The sequence below is a fragment of the Dietzia sp. E1 genome (assembly GCF_014145015.1).
Taxonomy (GTDB): Bacteria; Actinomycetota; Actinomycetes; order Mycobacteriales; family Mycobacteriaceae; genus Dietzia; species Dietzia cinnamea_A.
The window spans coordinates 1-16225 of record NZ_JAALDU010000099.1; the positions used below are offsets into that span (position 1 = coordinate 1).

General features: G+C 62.3%; 16 protein-coding genes. 11 read left to right on the forward strand and 5 right to left on the reverse strand.

Annotation, left to right across the window (positions count from 1 at the left end):
- On the reverse strand, positions 1-624 hold a 624-nt coding region (locus G6030_RS04410), incomplete at its 3' end, for a cytochrome c biogenesis protein ResB (RefSeq protein ID WP_241724150.1).
- Positions 625-993: 369 nt separating this feature from the next.
- Here G6030_RS04410 and G6030_RS04415 point away from each other — a divergent pair.
- Both G6030_RS04415 and G6030_RS04420 read left to right on the forward strand, forming a co-directional pair.
- Entirely contained in the window at positions 994-1692 is a 699-nt protein-coding gene (locus tag G6030_RS04415) for a response regulator transcription factor (protein WP_096907180.1), read from the forward strand.
- Positions 1689-2846, forward strand: coding sequence for an ATP-binding protein (locus G6030_RS04420; protein ID WP_119192606.1), 1158 nt, complete (start codon positions 1689-1691; stop codon positions 2844-2846). The genes G6030_RS04415 and G6030_RS04420 overlap by 4 nt, the downstream gene beginning before the upstream one ends.
- Before the next feature lies 1 nt (position 2847).
- Here the strand turns inward: G6030_RS04420 and G6030_RS16830 are convergent, their stop codons facing one another.
- Complete coding sequence (locus G6030_RS16830) at positions 2848-3474, reverse strand: M23 family metallopeptidase (RefSeq protein ID WP_154828158.1); 627 nt, start codon at positions 3472-3474, stop codon at positions 2848-2850.
- 652 nt (positions 3475-4126) lie between these two features.
- Between G6030_RS16830 and G6030_RS04430 the strand changes: the two genes are divergently transcribed.
- The 3 genes from G6030_RS04430 to lnt all read left to right on the forward strand — a co-directional run bounded on the left by G6030_RS04430 (position 4127) and on the right by lnt (position 6709).
- The gene (locus G6030_RS04430; protein WP_244200922.1) at positions 4127-4555 is read left to right on the forward strand and encodes a hypothetical protein; all 429 of its coding nucleotides are present in this window, start codon (positions 4127-4129) and stop codon (positions 4553-4555) included.
- On the forward strand, positions 4552-4917 hold the full coding sequence (locus G6030_RS04435) for a cytochrome b5 domain-containing protein (RefSeq protein WP_017836387.1): 366 nt from the start codon (positions 4552-4554) through the stop codon (positions 4915-4917). The genes G6030_RS04430 and G6030_RS04435 overlap by 4 nt, the downstream gene beginning before the upstream one ends.
- Positions 4918-5230: 313 nt before the next feature.
- Positions 5231-6709 (forward strand): apolipoprotein N-acyltransferase, encoded by a 1479-nt coding sequence (gene lnt / locus G6030_RS04440; RefSeq protein ID WP_241724151.1) that lies wholly within the window; start codon positions 5231-5233, stop codon positions 6707-6709.
- Positions 6710-6867: 158 nt separating this feature from the next.
- On the opposite strand, the gene G6030_RS04445 is transcribed toward lnt, so the two are convergent.
- From G6030_RS04445 to G6030_RS04455, 3 genes are all read right to left on the reverse strand, one after another.
- The gene (locus G6030_RS04445) at positions 6868-7866 is read right to left on the reverse strand and encodes an SURF1 family cytochrome oxidase biogenesis protein (protein ID WP_187352351.1); all 999 of its coding nucleotides are present in this window, start codon (positions 7864-7866) and stop codon (positions 6868-6870) included.
- Positions 7867-8032: 166 nt separating this feature from the next.
- Entirely contained in the window at positions 8033-8776 is a 744-nt protein-coding gene (locus tag G6030_RS04450; protein WP_081615259.1) for a M23 family metallopeptidase, read from the reverse strand.
- A 270-nt stretch (positions 8777-9046) separates the two neighbouring features.
- Positions 9047-9982 carry a cation diffusion facilitator family transporter gene (locus tag G6030_RS04455; RefSeq protein ID WP_095719382.1) on the reverse strand — a complete coding sequence of 312 codons (936 nt, stop codon included), beginning with the start codon at positions 9980-9982 and terminating at the stop codon, positions 9047-9049.
- A gap of 191 nt (positions 9983-10173) precedes the next feature.
- Here G6030_RS04455 and G6030_RS04460 point away from each other — a divergent pair, with 191 nt between their 5' ends.
- From G6030_RS04460 to G6030_RS04485, 6 genes are all read left to right on the forward strand, one after another.
- Positions 10174-10827: a TlpA disulfide reductase family protein gene (locus G6030_RS04460; protein WP_154828163.1), complete on the forward strand. Its 654-nt coding sequence runs from the start codon at positions 10174-10176 to the stop codon at positions 10825-10827.
- Positions 10824-11678 (forward strand): cytochrome c biogenesis CcdA family protein, encoded by an 855-nt coding sequence (locus G6030_RS04465; protein ID WP_043568439.1) that lies wholly within the window; start codon positions 10824-10826, stop codon positions 11676-11678. The genes G6030_RS04460 and G6030_RS04465 overlap by 4 nt, the downstream gene beginning before the upstream one ends.
- Before the next feature lie 358 nt (positions 11679-12036).
- A complete protein-coding gene (locus G6030_RS04470) occupies positions 12037-13584 on the forward strand; it encodes a multicopper oxidase family protein (RefSeq protein WP_182642331.1) in 1548 nt (515 codons plus the stop codon).
- A 76-nt stretch (positions 13585-13660) separates the two neighbouring features.
- A complete protein-coding gene (locus G6030_RS04475; RefSeq protein ID WP_096907541.1) occupies positions 13661-14287 on the forward strand; it encodes a DUF305 domain-containing protein in 627 nt (208 codons plus the stop codon).
- Positions 14288-14396: 109 nt separating this feature from the next.
- Entirely contained in the window at positions 14397-15239 is an 843-nt protein-coding gene (locus G6030_RS04480) for a F510_1955 family glycosylhydrolase (protein ID WP_241724152.1), read from the forward strand.
- A gap of 86 nt (positions 15240-15325) precedes the next feature.
- Positions 15326-16225, forward strand: a 900-nt coding sequence (locus G6030_RS04485; protein WP_182642330.1) for a L,D-transpeptidase, incomplete at its 3' end; no start/stop codon positions are given.

Consider the following 16225-nt stretch of genomic DNA (forward strand, 5'->3'; position numbering starts at 1 on the left):
AGCGGAATCCCTCACGCCCCATGAATCAGCGGGGCTAGGCGTGGTGTTGCAGAAGGCCGGCGCTTCCTCGTTGGCGATGATCACCCGCATGCCCTCCGCGTACACGAACTTGCCGGCCGCGAACGCGATCAGCAGGAACAGCAAGCCGAAGTGGAATACGATGTTGCCCACCTCGCGCGCATACCCGCGCTCCGCGGACAACTCGATGCTGCCCGACACGCGACCGTCCCCGTTGTTGCGACGGACCCGCCAGCCCTTGAGGCTCTTTTGGACCTGGTCCGCGGCCTGCTCCGGCGTGGCCGTGGTCCGGTACGCCGCATGATGCGGCAGGCGCGCAAGGTTACGCGGGGCGAGCGGCGGCCGGGCCTTGAGTTGTTTGACCAGATCAATCGACCGCGGTGTCAGGCAGCCCACCAGCGATATAAACAGCAACACGTACACGGCTGTGAACCACCAGCTGGAGAACACGTCGAACAGCTGGAGCTTGTCGAAGAACTCCCCCAGCCAGCCGTTGTCCGCGATGTACTGATTGACGTTTCCCTGGTTGAGGCTGCGCTGCGGCAGGAGTGCCCCCGGTATCGCCGCCACTGCCAGCAGAAATAGCAGAATCAATGCCGTGCGCATCGCGGTGAGAGTGCGCCATGAGTTCCGCAGGAACGCGGTGACCGGAGCCATCCTAGGCACTGATATGAGTCCCCTCTGCCGTTCCCGGTGCGACGAACCGGAACGAGGGGCAGCTTCGGTGGGGCGTCACCGGCTTCATAGCATCATCAGCACCGCTGTAGCACGCATAGTCACATCTGGAGATTGTCCTTCGCCGACCCCATTGATTCGGTGGGGGTTTGATGAAGGTCTGATCAAGATCAAGCATGCGATAGGCGCCAGTGGCAGACCTACGACGATGATTGAGGCCTTATGTTCACATCCGATTCTCGAGACGCCGGACCTGAAGGTGAGTCACCGACCACGCGCGCGACCACAGGGCTGCGGGCGATGGTCATCGAAGATGAGCGTGAGCTCGCCGATCTCATCGGTACCTATCTGACCCGCGAGGGCTTCGACATCACGATCGTTCACGACGGGCAGGATGCAGTCGACCTGATCCGGCAGATTGATCCCGACGTCGTCGTGCTAGACCTCGGCCTTCCGCGACTGGACGGCGTCGAAGTGTGCCGCCAGTTGCGCACCTTTTCCGATGCGTATGTCGTCATGCTCACCGCCCGCACCGAGGAGGTCGACACCCTCATCGGACTGTCCGTGGGAGCCGACGACTACATGACCAAACCGTTCAGCCCACGAGAGCTCATGGCCCGCATCCAAGTCATGCTGCGCCGTCCTCGATCGTCTACAGCCTTACGCTCCCCGTCCGCGGCCTCCGAACGCAGAGAGCTGCGAAGGATTGGGGCACTGGCGATCGACGTCGAAGGCCGCGCGGTCACCGTCGACACCACCCCGGTTCAGTTGACCAGGACCGAGTTCGACCTCTTGGCGGCACTGACGCGAGACCCCGGCTTGGTGCTGTCCCGGACGCAGTTGATCAGTGCCATCTGGGGGCCTGACTGGGTCGGCGACACGCACCTGATTGATGTCCACATCGCGCACCTCAGACGCAAGCTCGGAGACACTGCGTCCCGGGGCGCGTACATCCGCACCGTCCGCGGTGTCGGCTACCGCACCGGAGATGGTCAGTGAGCCGGATCGATCTGGGTGACAACGTGACGCGCCTCAAGCGGTGGTTCACCACTGCCACCTTCGGTACCCGGCTACTGGCGGCGCTCGCTTTTGTGATGATCGGTTTCGCAGTCAGTGCCTGGGTCGTCGCCGCAATACTTGCCCCCGGGATTTTCCACGAGCATCTGGAGATGGCCGGACTGTCACAGAACTCCTCCGAAGCAGCCCATATGGAGGAGGCATTCAACTCGTCAATGATGCTGTCTTGGTCGATCGCACTGGCGGTATCGGTGATCTTGTCGCTGGCTGTCAGCGGCTACATCGCCCGCCGCGTTCAACGATCGATCACCCCGGTCACCCGATCAGTCCAGCAGATCTCCGGTGGACAATACGACTCACGAGTGCACGAGCCGAGAATAGGTCGTGAATTCGACGATCTTGTCGTCAGCTTCAACGAACTGGCACGACGACTAGATGCCACCGAAACCACACGCCGACGGATGCTTTCAGATCTCGCACACGAGTTGCGGACTCCCCTGGCCACGCTCGAATCCCACCTTGAGGCGATCGAAGACGGTGTCCGTGCACTCGACGACGACACGCTGCGCATTCTGCGTACCGCGACTGGTCGGCTAGGCCGGCTCGCTCACGATGTCAGCGCAGTGTCCCGAGCCGAAGAACACCTCACGCGTCTCATCCCCATCGGTACCGACACTCGCAGCATTATCGCGGCCGCGATCGAAGCCCTGCGCCCCGAGTACTCGCACAAGAATGTGATGCTCCAAGCGCGTATTGATCAGGCAATACCGATCACTGTCGACAGTGATCGAATCAACCAGGTCCTGACCAACCTTTTGCACAACGCGCTCCGCCACACCGATTCAGGTGGGATGGTCACCGTCACCAGTCGCCTACACGAGGGGAACGTGGAGATCACTATCGCCGACACTGGAGAAGGCATCGCAGCGCAGCACCTCGACCACATTTTTGACCGCTTCTACCGCGTCGACACCGCACGCGACCGGGCACACGGAGGAAGCGGCATCGGACTCACCATCACCCGTGCACTCGTCGAAGCCCACGAAGGCCATATCCGCGTTCACAGTGACGGGCTCGGCCGCGGCGCCCGATTCACGATCTCCTTACCGCAGACCCCGGCTCATTCCAAGGGCTGACTCAGTTGGTCGCGATACCGTTTTGCCGGAGCCACTCGATGGGGTCGGCGCGCTCCCGTCCCTCGTTCAACCACACCTCGAAGTGCAAGTGTGAACCGGTGGAAAAGCCACGACTTCCCATGAGGGCAATCGTCTGTCCAGCCTGTATACGCTGGCCCGTGGACACGAGAACCTCTTCCATGTGTCCATAAACGGTCATCGTGCCCTCATCCGACAGCAGTCGGACCCAATTGCCGAACCCTTGCGCCGGGCCGGCATCGATGACGGTCCCGTCAGTGGCCGCCACGATCGGGGTTCCGATCGCGTTTGCGATATCGATGCCGCCGTGGAGCGAGCCCCAGCGTTGGCCGAACTCAGACGTGAGGGTCCCGACTGTCGGCATCGCTGCTGTTGGACGGCGCGCGGTCTCCTCGGCAACTTGTCGGCGAGCGTCGATTTCGGTGCCTGCCGCCAATGACGACACCATGGCGGCAGCGCTCTCCAGCGGGAGGTCGCCTTGCACCGCAACGGGCCCAGGCAGTTCAGCCGGGGGAAGGGCTATGTCTCCAGACTGGCCAGCAGGACTGATCGACTCCTCGTGCGCGATGAGGTGAATGTGCTCACCACCAGCTTCTGCGTGCTGGTCCACTAGAAAACTTATCGAGGACACGATGGCCCCGGCGGCGACCGTGACGACGACGACCTGATCATGTAACTCGGGCCGGGCGGAGGGTTGGCGATGCGTACCGCCACCTCGAGGGCGACCAGAACTCGCCCAGATGTCGACAGTTAAAGGGTGTGCCTTGCGGCGTGCACGTCTTCGCTCCACTGTCGCCGTGTCTCCCCTGCCGCTATACCGTGATGGTTTCGTGATGTGACTTTTGCTCGAACTTAGACGAGCAGAGTCCGCCGTCGCAAGAAGTGGGGGCCTCGTCACCCGTGTCGAAGAACGACCGGGAGCGGCCCCCACCAGCGTGCATCGTGCCTAGAGTCTCCCTCTGACCACAGCCTCTGGCAGCGTTCATCAAGCTGCCTGTTGCGAGTGTCAGGGACTACGTGGGCGACATGGGAAGGCCTTCGGAAGCTGGACGTCCTGACAGGCTTCACCCAGGTTCACCCCAACTGGCCGCGCACCAAATCAGCACCGCGTCAGCGACCGTCACGTCCGGGATCTTGATCAGACCTTCATCAAACCCCGACCGAATCAAGAGGTCAGCACAGCACAATCTCCAGATGTGACAGTGCGTGCGGCATTGGGGGACAAGTGGGGCGGGTCGCCAGCCGCCTCCCACCACGAAGAAGTGGACGAGCAGCTCGAGAAAGGGAAAGTGTCGCGATCACAAGATTTACAGATTTCCGGACGATTGTTGTTGCTCGCACGAGCGGTGGCCTTGTTGACGGTCAGCGCCCTCGGACTTCTCTTCACTTCGGCAGGGGTGCTGGTCCAGGACGGCACCAGTCTGGACGTCCACAGCTCGGCCGCCATCGCCCTTCATGTCCTCACCGGCGTGCTGGCTCTGGTTCTAGGGTGGCGCGCGTGGGCTACGCGGCGAGGTCGCTGGGCTGCAGTCGTCGCCCTCGTCCTGTTCGGGGCCACGTTCGCCCAAGCGAGCTTAGGGGGCAGTTCGACCTTGGCATTCCACATCGGCGTAGCACTGGTGCTCACGGTCCTGTGTACGTGGCTGGCCGCCTGGACTTTCGGTAGATCACTATACGAGGAGATCGAATGAGACTGCGCAGGACACTCACCGCCTCCGGCTCCACCGCCGCCCTGCTCCTAGCTGTGGGCTGCGCCGGGAACGACACGGGCGCGCCAGAACAGGCAGAGCAGCTCCAGACGGGCGAGAGAGCCGAGAAACAGGTCACGATGGCCGAGGTCCAGCAGAACGATTCGACCGACTCGTGTTGGACCGTGATCGAGAACATCGTCTACGACCTCACCGCGTGGGTCGACCAACACCCGGGCGGGCCGGACCGGATCGAGCAGCTGTGCGGCACAGACGGGACAGAGAGTTTCACCGACCAGCACAGTGGAGCGTCCCAGCCACAATCGCGGCTCGCCGAGTTCCAGATCGGCCAGCTCGCCGGGTGACCCGGCAGATATGCTTCCGATCCGCTCTGTGCGTCCCGGTCGGAGGCATGTGCCGGGCCCCGCTCCGGGGCCGCGCGCGTGGACTCAGCGAGGCCGTGAACGGGTTCGATTCGCTCCCCCCGCGACCTCTGCGGAAGACGAGAGCGCACCTCGCAAGCGTGACATGACAACACGACAGAAGAACCGTGGGCCGCAATCGGTGGTACTGCCAGCAGTCGACCTCAGGATGGGCGGGGTTACCCGAAATCAACCGCAGTCAACGCCTTCCCGGCGGTGGCTAAATAGTCACCCCGTCGGCCGTGCGCTTGGTCGAATGGTGTCGTCATTGGGCGCAGGAATACTGCTGTACACCAGTTTCCCGCCTCTATCCTTGTGGTTTCTCGCCCCGGCCGGTCTTGCCATTTTGGTCCTGTCGATCCGAGGGATCAGCGTGCGCGGCGCATTCGGATTGGGATACCTGGCTGGTCTCGGGTTCTTCGTACCTTTACTGCCCTGGGTGGGGGTTTATGTCGGCGCTGTCCCCTGGCTAGCATTAGCGGCGCTACAGGCCGTGGCAGTCGCTGTCTTCGCTGGGGCCACCGCACTGGTGGCGCGGCTGCCCGGGGCTGCACTGTGGATCGCGTGCTGCTGGGTGGCCACCGAAGCCGTTCGAGCGCGCCTGCCCTTCGGTGGGTTTCCCTGGGGCCGGCTGGCGTTCGGTCAGACTGATGGACCATTGCTGGCGATCGCTCAGATCGCTGGGGCGCCAGGGGTGAGCCTGTCCGTTGCACTGGTGGGCAGTGCAACTGCTGCAGTGGTCGTCGGACTTGCTCGGCGCTCCGCCTGGCGCTCGGTGTTGCTACTCGGGGCGGTGCTTGTGACCGCCTCTGCACTCGGCCCGATACCCGTCTCTACCGCACCAATCACCACCCCCTCTAAAACGGTTGCCCTAGTCCAGGGCAACGTGCCCCGACTCGGTCTGGATTTCAACGCGCAACGGCGCGCTGTACTGGACAATCATGTGGCTCGTACCGACGCTCTCGCCGCCGAGGTCGCAGCGGGGGTGAAGCCCGCACCGGATCTGGTGATCTGGCCGGAGAACGCATCAGACATCGACCCGTTTCGCAATGCCGACGCTGCAGAACAGATCGATGCGGCCACAGAGGCGATCGGCGCTCCGATCCTTGTGGGGGCGGTGGTGTCCACTGGCTCCGGTACCACCCGAAATACAGCGCTGGTGTGGGAGCAAGGAACAGGACCTGGCGATGCGCACGACAAAAGACGCCTGGTTCCATTTGGTGAATATCTGCCAATGCGATCGATCGTGAGCAAGCTCTCGCCTTATGCCGCGCAGGCGGGCAACTTCGTGCCCGGTAACGGCGATGGTGTGGTGACCATCGATGAGACACCGCTCGCTGTGGCCACCTGTTATGAGGTCGCGTTCGATGATCTGGTGGCCGAGTCGGTTCGGTCGGGGGCGCAGTTGATCGCGGTACCAACGAACAATGCAACCTTCGGCGATACCGACATGACCTATCAGCAGCTGGCGATGTCGCGGCTGCGCGCTGTCGAACACAACCGCACGGTGGTGGTAGCGGCCACCAGCGGTGTCAGCGCGATTATCGCGGCGAATGGCGATGTCCTCGAGCAGACCGAAATGTTCACTGCCGATGCCCTCGTCGCACAGGTCCCGCTCAATACCGAGTTCACACTTGCCACCCGATTACGTTCAATTCCTGAACTCATCATCACGGTCACCGCAGTATTCGCGATGCTGGTGGGGTGGATTGCTAGCCGCCGTCGGCGGGGCTGAGATCCCCGGCCATGAGTGCGCGCCGATATCGGGAGCGGACCCGTCGTCGGCCGGGCCGGCTGCAGGCGCTCAACGTGAGCATGTCGGGCAGGGCGCCGAGGGCGAGAAATTGATGAGCTCCCGCGAGGTAAGGGCGAGAGCCAGCTCGAGGATTGGACTCAGTAATCGAGCCTATTTCTCGGACGTAGACGCCGTCGGCGTTCAGCCTCAAATCTGGTGCCGTAGCGATCACGAACGGTCATCGTTACGAGGCGGTCATGGGCCACTGCCTCCGTGGCCGCATCCACCTCAGCAATATGACCGGATACGACATCAGGATCGATATCCCTGTCACCAGGTCCCACAGCACCGTCGCCTAGGCTGCCTTGCTCGTCGTTGCCCTGGCTACGTTGGCGGCGCCGCTCCCGGATTTCACTCCACAGAAAGTAGCCAAGCCCAATTGGCGCTAGAACTCCGAATGCAAGCCATTGAAGCCCATAGGACAGGTACGAACCCGCCTCGACTTCCGGTATCGGAGTTGGCTCGAGTGATCCTGGTTGACCTCCGGGGAGCTGGAGATGATAGCCAGCAAGATCGAGATCCAGAACCCGACCGATCGTCGAGGTTTCAATGGAGCGCACCATGTGACGATCGTGCAGAACTATCGGTTCGGCCGGGGTGTCGGTGGGCATTCTGAGCCTGGCGGTGATGGTCACTGGATCGGCTACCGCGGCCGGGTAGGTCGGCACCGTGTTGTTCTCGCCAACGCGAACCCATCCACGATTAATAAGCAGATCATCGCCGCCCTCGGTCCGAAATGCGGTGAGAACTTGGTAAACCTGTTCCCCGTCGACAGCTTGCTGCCGCAAGAGCACTTCGTCTTCGGGCAGATAGCGACCGGTTACTGTGACCCGATGCCACTCGGATTCGTCCAACGGCGCGTCCCGCGCCGTCAATTCCGTCAACGGCACTGGATCGGCTTCGACGCTGTGAAGAAGTTGGGAATTGCGCGTCTTCAAATCCTCGTTCTTGCCTAACTGCCATGGCGCCAACAGTGTGAAGCACGTATAGACGAACAGTGCGACGGCGATGAAGGAAATCAACCACCCCGGCGTCATCACGCGAAAGACCCTCTGCACGCCGTTCACGGTAGGCGGTGATGGCAAGACGGTCGGCATCGGGGCCCTCCTGTCGGCACCAGCTCCGGCGATCATTAATCGTGCCCGCCTCCCGCCACTGTCGGCAGGGATGGTTCCGATCCGGCGAGATCAGCGTGTTGCGTGCCGAATTGTGGCATCCGGGCCTGGATCGGAAGTGTCGAGCAGCAGGTCGTTGTCTACGTCCTCAGATGACGACGCCGTTCGCGGCCAACCATGACACCGAGTCGATCCACTGGCCGGCGGGATTCTGTACGCCGAAGTGCACATGCGGACCAGTCGAGTAGCCACGGTTACCGACTTCACCGATCACCTGGCCGGCGGTGACCTGCTGGCCTTCGGTGACGTAGTTGGCATTGTTGTGGCCATACTCCAAGAGATAGCCGTCATCGGTCTTGATGCGAATCCATAACCCATAACCGGAAGCGGGGCCGGAGGCCACGACCGTGCCGGACTTGGCTGCATACAAGGGTGTGCCGATCGGCGCAGCGATGTCGGTGCCATTGTGGTTAGCGCCCCACCGCGAGCCGAAGCCAGAGGTGATCGTTCCATCAGTCGGCCTGTGAGCTTGGCTGGCGACCGAAAACGCCGAAGACGACGACTGAGCAGTATCGAATCCGAGCGCCTGGCTCAGCCCGGGGGCCTGACTTGCATACTGGCGGACCGCGTCAGCTCCGATGCCATAGCGGGCGGCAGCCTCTTCGACCATCTGTCCGACGTGCTCGGGATCAGACGATTGGGCAGCGGCCACAGGGGCGACACTAAGCGCCGCGCCACCGGCGATTGCGGCGCCAGCCAGCGTGGTGGCGGCGATCCGGCCCACTCCCCTGGATCGGTTGGCGCGATGACGCCCACCAGCAGAGATGCGGTGGCCCACACCAAGCGAGTCCATGAGATCGGCGAACGGAACGCTCTTGGAGGAGCTCGACATGATTGATTCCTTCAACTTAAGCGATGGTCGCAGCTTCATACCGACGACCACTGGAGACTCCCGAAAAGGTAACAGTTGCATATCGTCCTGTCACGGAGAGTTTCCTGAGAATCCAGAAATCAGCAGTTCATACGCCATTTGTTATTCATCTACGGCATCGCCCGACCGTTACCCCGACGTGATTTTTGGTTCGAACGCGGGCCGGCCGGAGCCACCCCGCAATCGTCCCGGGTGACTAAACCGCGATCAACGCAAGCAGGATCAAGGTCCTTACTCCTGCCCCCTCCTCGTACCCGCCGCACGTGTGATGTCGATCGCTGCTGCCGCAGACTCATCGGGACAGTCGGTCTCCACCTGCACAGTAGAAAAGAAGAAGCCGTACCGATCCTGAAGCAAGTTGGAGGCGGATTGGAGAACGATCTGCGGATCGGCGCTTGCGGAGGTGCGCAGGTGGCCGGAGAACACGAAACGTCCACTGGTTAGTGCCCAAGCATGGGCATGATGGACGTCTTCCACCCCATCTATCGCTGCCAGGTCTTCAGTCACGTCAGACAGGTAGACCTCGTCGGGTGTGCCCTCCATGAGCAGATGGGTGGCGTCGCGCAGGATGCTCCAGCTTGCCCATACAAGCACGAAGCCGAACGCCAAACCGAGCAGCGGATCGATCAGCAAGAACCCGGTGAACTTGATCACTAGTGCGGTGACGATGATGAGCAGGCTGCCGACGAAGGTCTGGATGATGTGCCACAACGCGCCACGAACGTTCATGTCGCTGCGGCTTTGTTTCCAGATCAGGCTCAGGGCAACGATTTCGGTAAGCAAGCCTCCCGCGGCTGCCCACAGCATGGGCGTCGTGGGCAGGTCAACCGGAGCATTCATGCGCATGGCAGCCATCACGATCACCACCATCGCCATGATTAGCAGGAAACCGCCATTGACCAGCGCGCCTACGATCTCGGCGCGGTACCAGCCAAAGCTGCGATTTTCGTCTGCGGGGCGGCGGGCGAGTCGAGCAGCGAAGATGGCGACTAGGACACCACCGACCGCCGAGAAGGTGTGAAAAGCGTCCGAGATCACCGCAACCGAGCCGGTCCACAGCCCGATCGCCAACTCGATGACGAAGTAGATTCCCGTCAGCCAAGCCGAGATAGCCATGCCCCACCCACGAGCCTGCACCTGCCCGTGTCCACCATGCCCATGCGCCATGGGGGTCTCCTTTTTTGCACTCGGAATCCGGTTCTCGTGTCAGCTGCACACTGTGCATCGGTCTCGCGGTGCCCACAGCTTCTCTTGGGAATCTTGATCAGACCTTCATCGAACCCCGACCGAACCAATGGGGTAGGGGCGGCACAATCGTCCGGTGTGACTGTGCATGCAAGAGTGGTGCTGATGCTGTGATGACGACGAATGTGTTCGGCAAGGGTGCGCAGCCCGGTAGCTGGGGCAGACGGGCAAGATGCCAACTGGCCGCAGTGGTGGTGAGTTCGCTTGTACTTACTGGCTGCGCTAGCGGCACTGATGCCGTCGCTTCAGGTGAGACGTTCGATTTTGTCAGCCCGGGCGGCCAGATTGAGATCTTCTATGATCCGCCGGCGGACCGCCAGAAGATCGCGCCGATGTCTGGCCCGGAAGTAGTAGATCCGGAGGCCACTGTGGCGGTCGCAGACTTTCCTGGCGAGGTGGTGCTGATCAACCTGTGGGGTCAGTGGTGTGCTCCCTGCCGGACGGAAACCGACGACCTGCAGCGACTACAGGACAAGTACCAGGCGCAAGGGTTCACCAATCTCGGCGTCAACTTGCGCGACCCGAATCGGCAAAAGCCTGTCGACTTCATCAAGGACAACGGGGTCACCTATCCCTCAATTTGGGACCCATCGCAGGCCGCGGTGGCAGCGCTACATGGTTTCCCCACCTCGGTGGTGCCAGCGACACTGATTCTCGACAAACAGCACCGAGTCGCTGCGGTATATCTAGCAGAGGTCACCGACACCCAGTTGGAGCCGGTCATCGAGAGACTGCTGGCCGAGCCTGCTGAAAGCGACGCTGCATGAACACGGTGCTGATCGCGCAATCCATTGGCCAGACGTTCCAACAAACAGCTGCTTCCGGGCCTCTACTTCTCGCGTTGGGAGCATGTGTCCTTGCGGGACTCGTCTCGTTCGCCTCGCCGTGCGTAGTCCCGCTCGTGCCCGGGTATCTGGCATATATGGCCAGCATCGTGGGTGCAGAGCGCCCGGCGGTGACCGTGCAGGCCGCCGAGCAACGCCGCGCCGAAGCCAGCACGCTCACTCTTGAACAGCAGCGTCAGCGGGTGTCATCGCGACGACGAGTCGTCCTCGCCGCGGTGCTATTCGTTGCTGGATTCACGGTGGTCTTCGTGCTGCTGTCGGCGATGGTGCTGGGCACCGTGCAATACCTCGCCCCCCAGCAAGAATTGCTGCAGCGGCTCGGCGGTGTGGTGACCATCTTGATGGGTCTGGTGTTCATCGGGGCCATACCCGCCCTCCAGAGGGACACTCGAATGCAGCCGAAAGCGCTTTCCACCTGGGCGGGCGCGCCGCTACTTGGCGCCGTCTTCGCCCTGGGATGGACGCCGTGTCTCGGACCGACGCTGGCAGCGGCGTTGTCGGTGGCCGCCGGAACCGGACTCGACGCCGCACGCGGAGTACTGCTCATCGTGGCGTACTGCCTGGGGCTCGGACTGCCATTTATCGTGGTGGCCTTCGGTTCGACGAGAGCCATCCGCACGGTGGGCTGGCTGCAACGACACACGCGAACGATTCAGATCGTCGGCGGCATCATGCTCATTGTCGTCGGAATCTTGCTGCTCAGCGGCATATGGACGCAGTTCGTGTACTGGCTCCGCGACTTCGCCGTCTCAGACACCACTTTGCCGATCTGACAGTGCTCCGATGGTCTCTCCTAACTCGAGTCGAGTCTGTCTGTCCGAAAAGAACCTTGATCGGATCTTGACGAAACGATGACCCAGATCTCGCATTTCGCCCCGCAGAATCGAGTTTCTAATACAGGCAAGGAGTTGAGTCTGATGGGGTGGTTTTACGGTATGAACTGGATCGACATCGTCCTGTTGATCGCGTTCGTACTCGGTTTCTGGGCGATGGTTCTGGCCTTGACGACCAGTCTTTTCGGAGGGCATCGGCACCTACGCGGGTCTCACTCTCCTGCTACTGGGGTCGTCTCTTCCGGTATCTCTTTCGGATCTCACGTAGGGACCGCGACTTCGCGAAACGCCGATCATGATGAACGCTGACGCCACGGGGCGGGCAGGTGCGCTAAGACGTGCGCCGCGCGTGCTGGTCTCCCGCCGGTCTTTCTTGGCCGGATCGCTTCTCGCCGGCGCCGGCGCTCTGACTGCATGTTCTGGTTCCGGAGCAGCCACGGGCAGTCCCGTGGGAGCCTCGTCAGATCTCGTGAGGCGGCTTGAGCAGGAGCGACGCTCCCCCGGCCAAACGGTGGTATCTGCGCAGTTGACCCCCCGTCCGGTCGACGTTGATCTGGGTGGCCGAGTCGTCTCAACGTGGGGATACGACCAACAATTGCCAGGCCCACTGGTGCGGGCCCAAGCTGGAGAGCGGCTGCAGATCACCGTGGACAACCAGCTGCCCCAGGAGACCAGCGTGCACTGGCACGGGATCGCCATGAGCAACGACATGGACGGGGTTCCCGGGTTGACGCAGGACCCGATCGCACCAGGCACCACGTTCACCTACGACTTCACCGCCCCAGACCCGGGCACGTACTTCTACCACTCACATTCGGGTCTGCAACTCGATCGGGGCTTGTACGGAGTGGTGATCATCGATGATCCGGGCGAGCCCGGCGACTACGACCATGAATGGCTCGTGGTCCTTGACGACTGGGTCGACGGGACCGGTCGGACCTCCGACGATGTCGCCCGTGATCTGGGCATCGGTGCCGACACCGCAGATGCCGGGATGCAGGGGATGGACCACGACATGATGGACATGCACGGGGGTGAGGGGTCGATGATGTCCCCCATCCTCGGCAGCGCCGGGGATGTCACCTACCCGCACTTTCTGATCAATGGTCGACTCCCTGTCGACCCCTACGTTTGGAGAGCGGCGGGGGGCCAACGCGTGCGCATCCGGTTCGTCAATGCCGGCGCCGACACCGCGTTCCGGGTAGCGCTTGGCGGGCACCGGATGACCGTCACTCACACTGACGGCTTTCCCGTGCTTCCCGAGGACACCGATTCCCTTCTGATCGGCATGGGTGAACGGTTCGATGTTATGGTCACGCTCGGCGACGGCGTGTTCCCGTTGTTCGCTCAGCCCGAAGGCAAGGATGGCCACGCGCAGGCCCTTGTACGTACAGCAGCGGGCGATCTCCCGACAAATTCCCGACCAGTCGAAGTGGACCGGCGTCCGCTATTGGGTACCGACTTATCCCCCAGCGAGGCAGTGCGTCTGTCTAACCGAAGTCATGATCGGTACCACAGTGTTGACCTGGGCGGGACGATGTCGCCGTACCGGTGGACCCTCAACAGCCAAGTCCACCCGGATTCGGTGCCGCTGGAGGTCAACAGTGGGGAGCGGGTGCGGATGCGGATGCGGAACATGTCCGACATGTTCCATCCGATGCACCTGCACGGACATACGTTCGCGCTCGCGGACAGCGGGCTTCGCAAGGATACCGTCACGATTCGGCCGATGCGCACTATTGAGATCGAGTTCGACACCGATAATCCTGGCCAGTGGGCGTTGCACTGCCACAACGCCTATCACCAAGAGGCCGGGATGATGACCACTCTGTCTTACCTCGCCTGACCGGCAAGGTAATCCACTCGCGGGCCCGAAAGTCCGCAGAAGAAAGGGAACCCAGATGAATCGAAAGAAGCTTGTGATGACCGCCGCTGCCGCCGCGGTCCTGCTGGGGCTGTCCGCCTGCACCAGCGACGAGACCGACACGGCCAGCGAGACCACGACCGCCGTCGAGACCACTGCGACCAGCGGGAGTTCGACCACCGAGCAGGCAGAGGAATCAGCTCAGCATTCCGAGGCTGACGTGATGTTCGCCCAGATGATGATCCCCCACCATGAGCAAGCCATCGAGATGAGCGACATCATCTTGTCCAAGGATGATGTCCCCGCCGACGTCACCTCGCTGGCCGAGGAGATCAAGGCGGCCCAGGGGCCCGAGATCGCGCAGCTGACCGACTGGCTTGAGCAGTGGGGCGAGCCGACGCAGCCCGAAGGCATGGACATGGACATGGGCGGTGACCATGACATGGCGCAGATGGAGGGCATGCTCTCCGATGAGGACGTGCAGCAGTTGTCCGACGCTCCCGGCCCTGAGGCTGCCGAGTTGTTCCTTAACCAGATGATCGCCCACCACGAAGGTGCCGTGGCCATGGCCGAAGACCAGGTGGAGAACGGCACGTACCCGCCGGCTGTCGATCTGGCGCAAACCATCATCGACACCCAGCAGCAGGAAATCGACACCATGCGGCAGTTGCTTGACCCCATGTAGAAAACGAAGCCTTGTATACCCGGCGGGGTCGATGGCAGTCCGACCCCGCCGGAGACCGTCTGGGCATCAACACATTTTCTTGTCCCTGCCAGAAACGAGATACGCATTCATGCTTTCGCACCGAAAGCGGGCCTGGGCCTCAATAGCCATCCTTGCATCGGCTCTCATCGCGACCGCGTGTTCGAGCCCGCAGCAGACGCCAGCACCCGAATCCGGGGACGCCTCATCGACGGTCGGCACCGCATTAACACCCGCGCTTGACCATGTGCACGGACTCCACCTCGATGCTGAGGGCAGGGTGCTGGCCGGCACGCATACGGGGCTTTTCGTCCTCAACCCCGATGGCGCGACCACCCGCGTCGGCGACGCCGACGACGACTTCATGGGGCTCACAGGCGCGCCCGGGACGGATAACCTCTACGCCTCGGGCCATCCTGGCCCGTCAAGCTCCGCCCCCAATCCTCTCGGACTCATCGAGAGTGTCGACGGCGGCCAGTCGTGGGCGACGAAATCCCTCTCCGGCGAAGTCGACTTTCACGCCCTGACCACTGACGGAAACACCCTTGTCGGACTCGACACCGCCAACGGAATTCGAACGTCCACCGACTCGGGCGTCAGTTGGACCGACGGCATCGAGATAGCCGCGAGAGCATTGGCGATTACCGACGAGGGCATCTGGGCCACAACCGCAGGAGGCCTACAACTCAGCACCGACATCGGGCGCACATTCGCATCAGTACCAGCTGCTCCCGAACTCCTGCTGATATCTGCAGCCGAAGACGGCACCCTCTGGGGGATCGATACCGACGGCACCGCCTGGCGCAAGAACGTCAACGACGATGAGTGGCAGCAGGGACCAGTTGTCGGTGATGTCGAAGCCATCATCGCCGCGGACCAGGACACTGCCTACGCTGCTGATGGACGGTCATTTCATACATTAACGATTCCCTGAAACGTCGTCGGCGGCGCAAACCAAGGCCGACCGAAGACGGAATGGAAACTACCGGTCAGAACGCATACGAACTCGAGGGAGAAGTGGTGAGGAAAGAAGCGATGCTCGCAGGCGGAGCCGCACCAGAGCGCACACCGGCGAAACGGCTTGCCTCGGTCGCGGTGGCCTTGGTGGCCGCAGTAGGACTGAGCGCGTGCACGATCGGGGACACCGAGGACGCCTCGACGGCCGCTGCACCGAAAGAAGCCCCCGCCGCTGCGGCCGTCATTCACACCTCGTTCGAAGATGGGACAGTGGCCGCGACGCCGCGGGAACCGATCGTCTTGGATGTGACAGACGGTGCGTTCGACGATGTCACGGTCACAAACGAAGAAGGCCGCGAGGTCGAAGGCGAGTTCAACGCGGAACGCTCCCAGTGGCGCACCACCGAGACTCTGGGCTACAACCGGGATTACTCGATCGAGGCGAGCGCTACTAACGACGACGGTGAGACGATTACAGACTCGTCCTCGTTCAGCACCGTGGTCCCGAACTCGACCACCAGCGCGAGCCTGGTGACCGGTCAGGGCCACACGGTAGGTATCGCGCAGCCGGTCGCGGTGCGTTTCGAGTCCGCCGTCGGCGACCGTAAGGCCGTCCAGGACGCCATCGAGGTCACCACGACCCCCGCCGTCGAAGGAGCCTTCTACTGGGTGTCGCCCTCGGAGGTTCGCTGGCGCCCCGCCGAATTCTGGGCACCGGGCACCGAGGTCGACGTCGACGTCAACATCTACGGCACCGATATGGGCGAAGGCCTTTACGGAGCCCAGGACGCAAACAGCAACTTCACGATCGGCGACGAGGTCATCACCACGATCGACGACAACACCAAGACAATGACGACCCGAATCAATGGCGAGGTCGTCAGCAGTAGCCCGGTCTCACTAGGAAAGGCATCGACACCCACCCCGAACGGCACCTACTACATCGGCGACCGATACGAATCG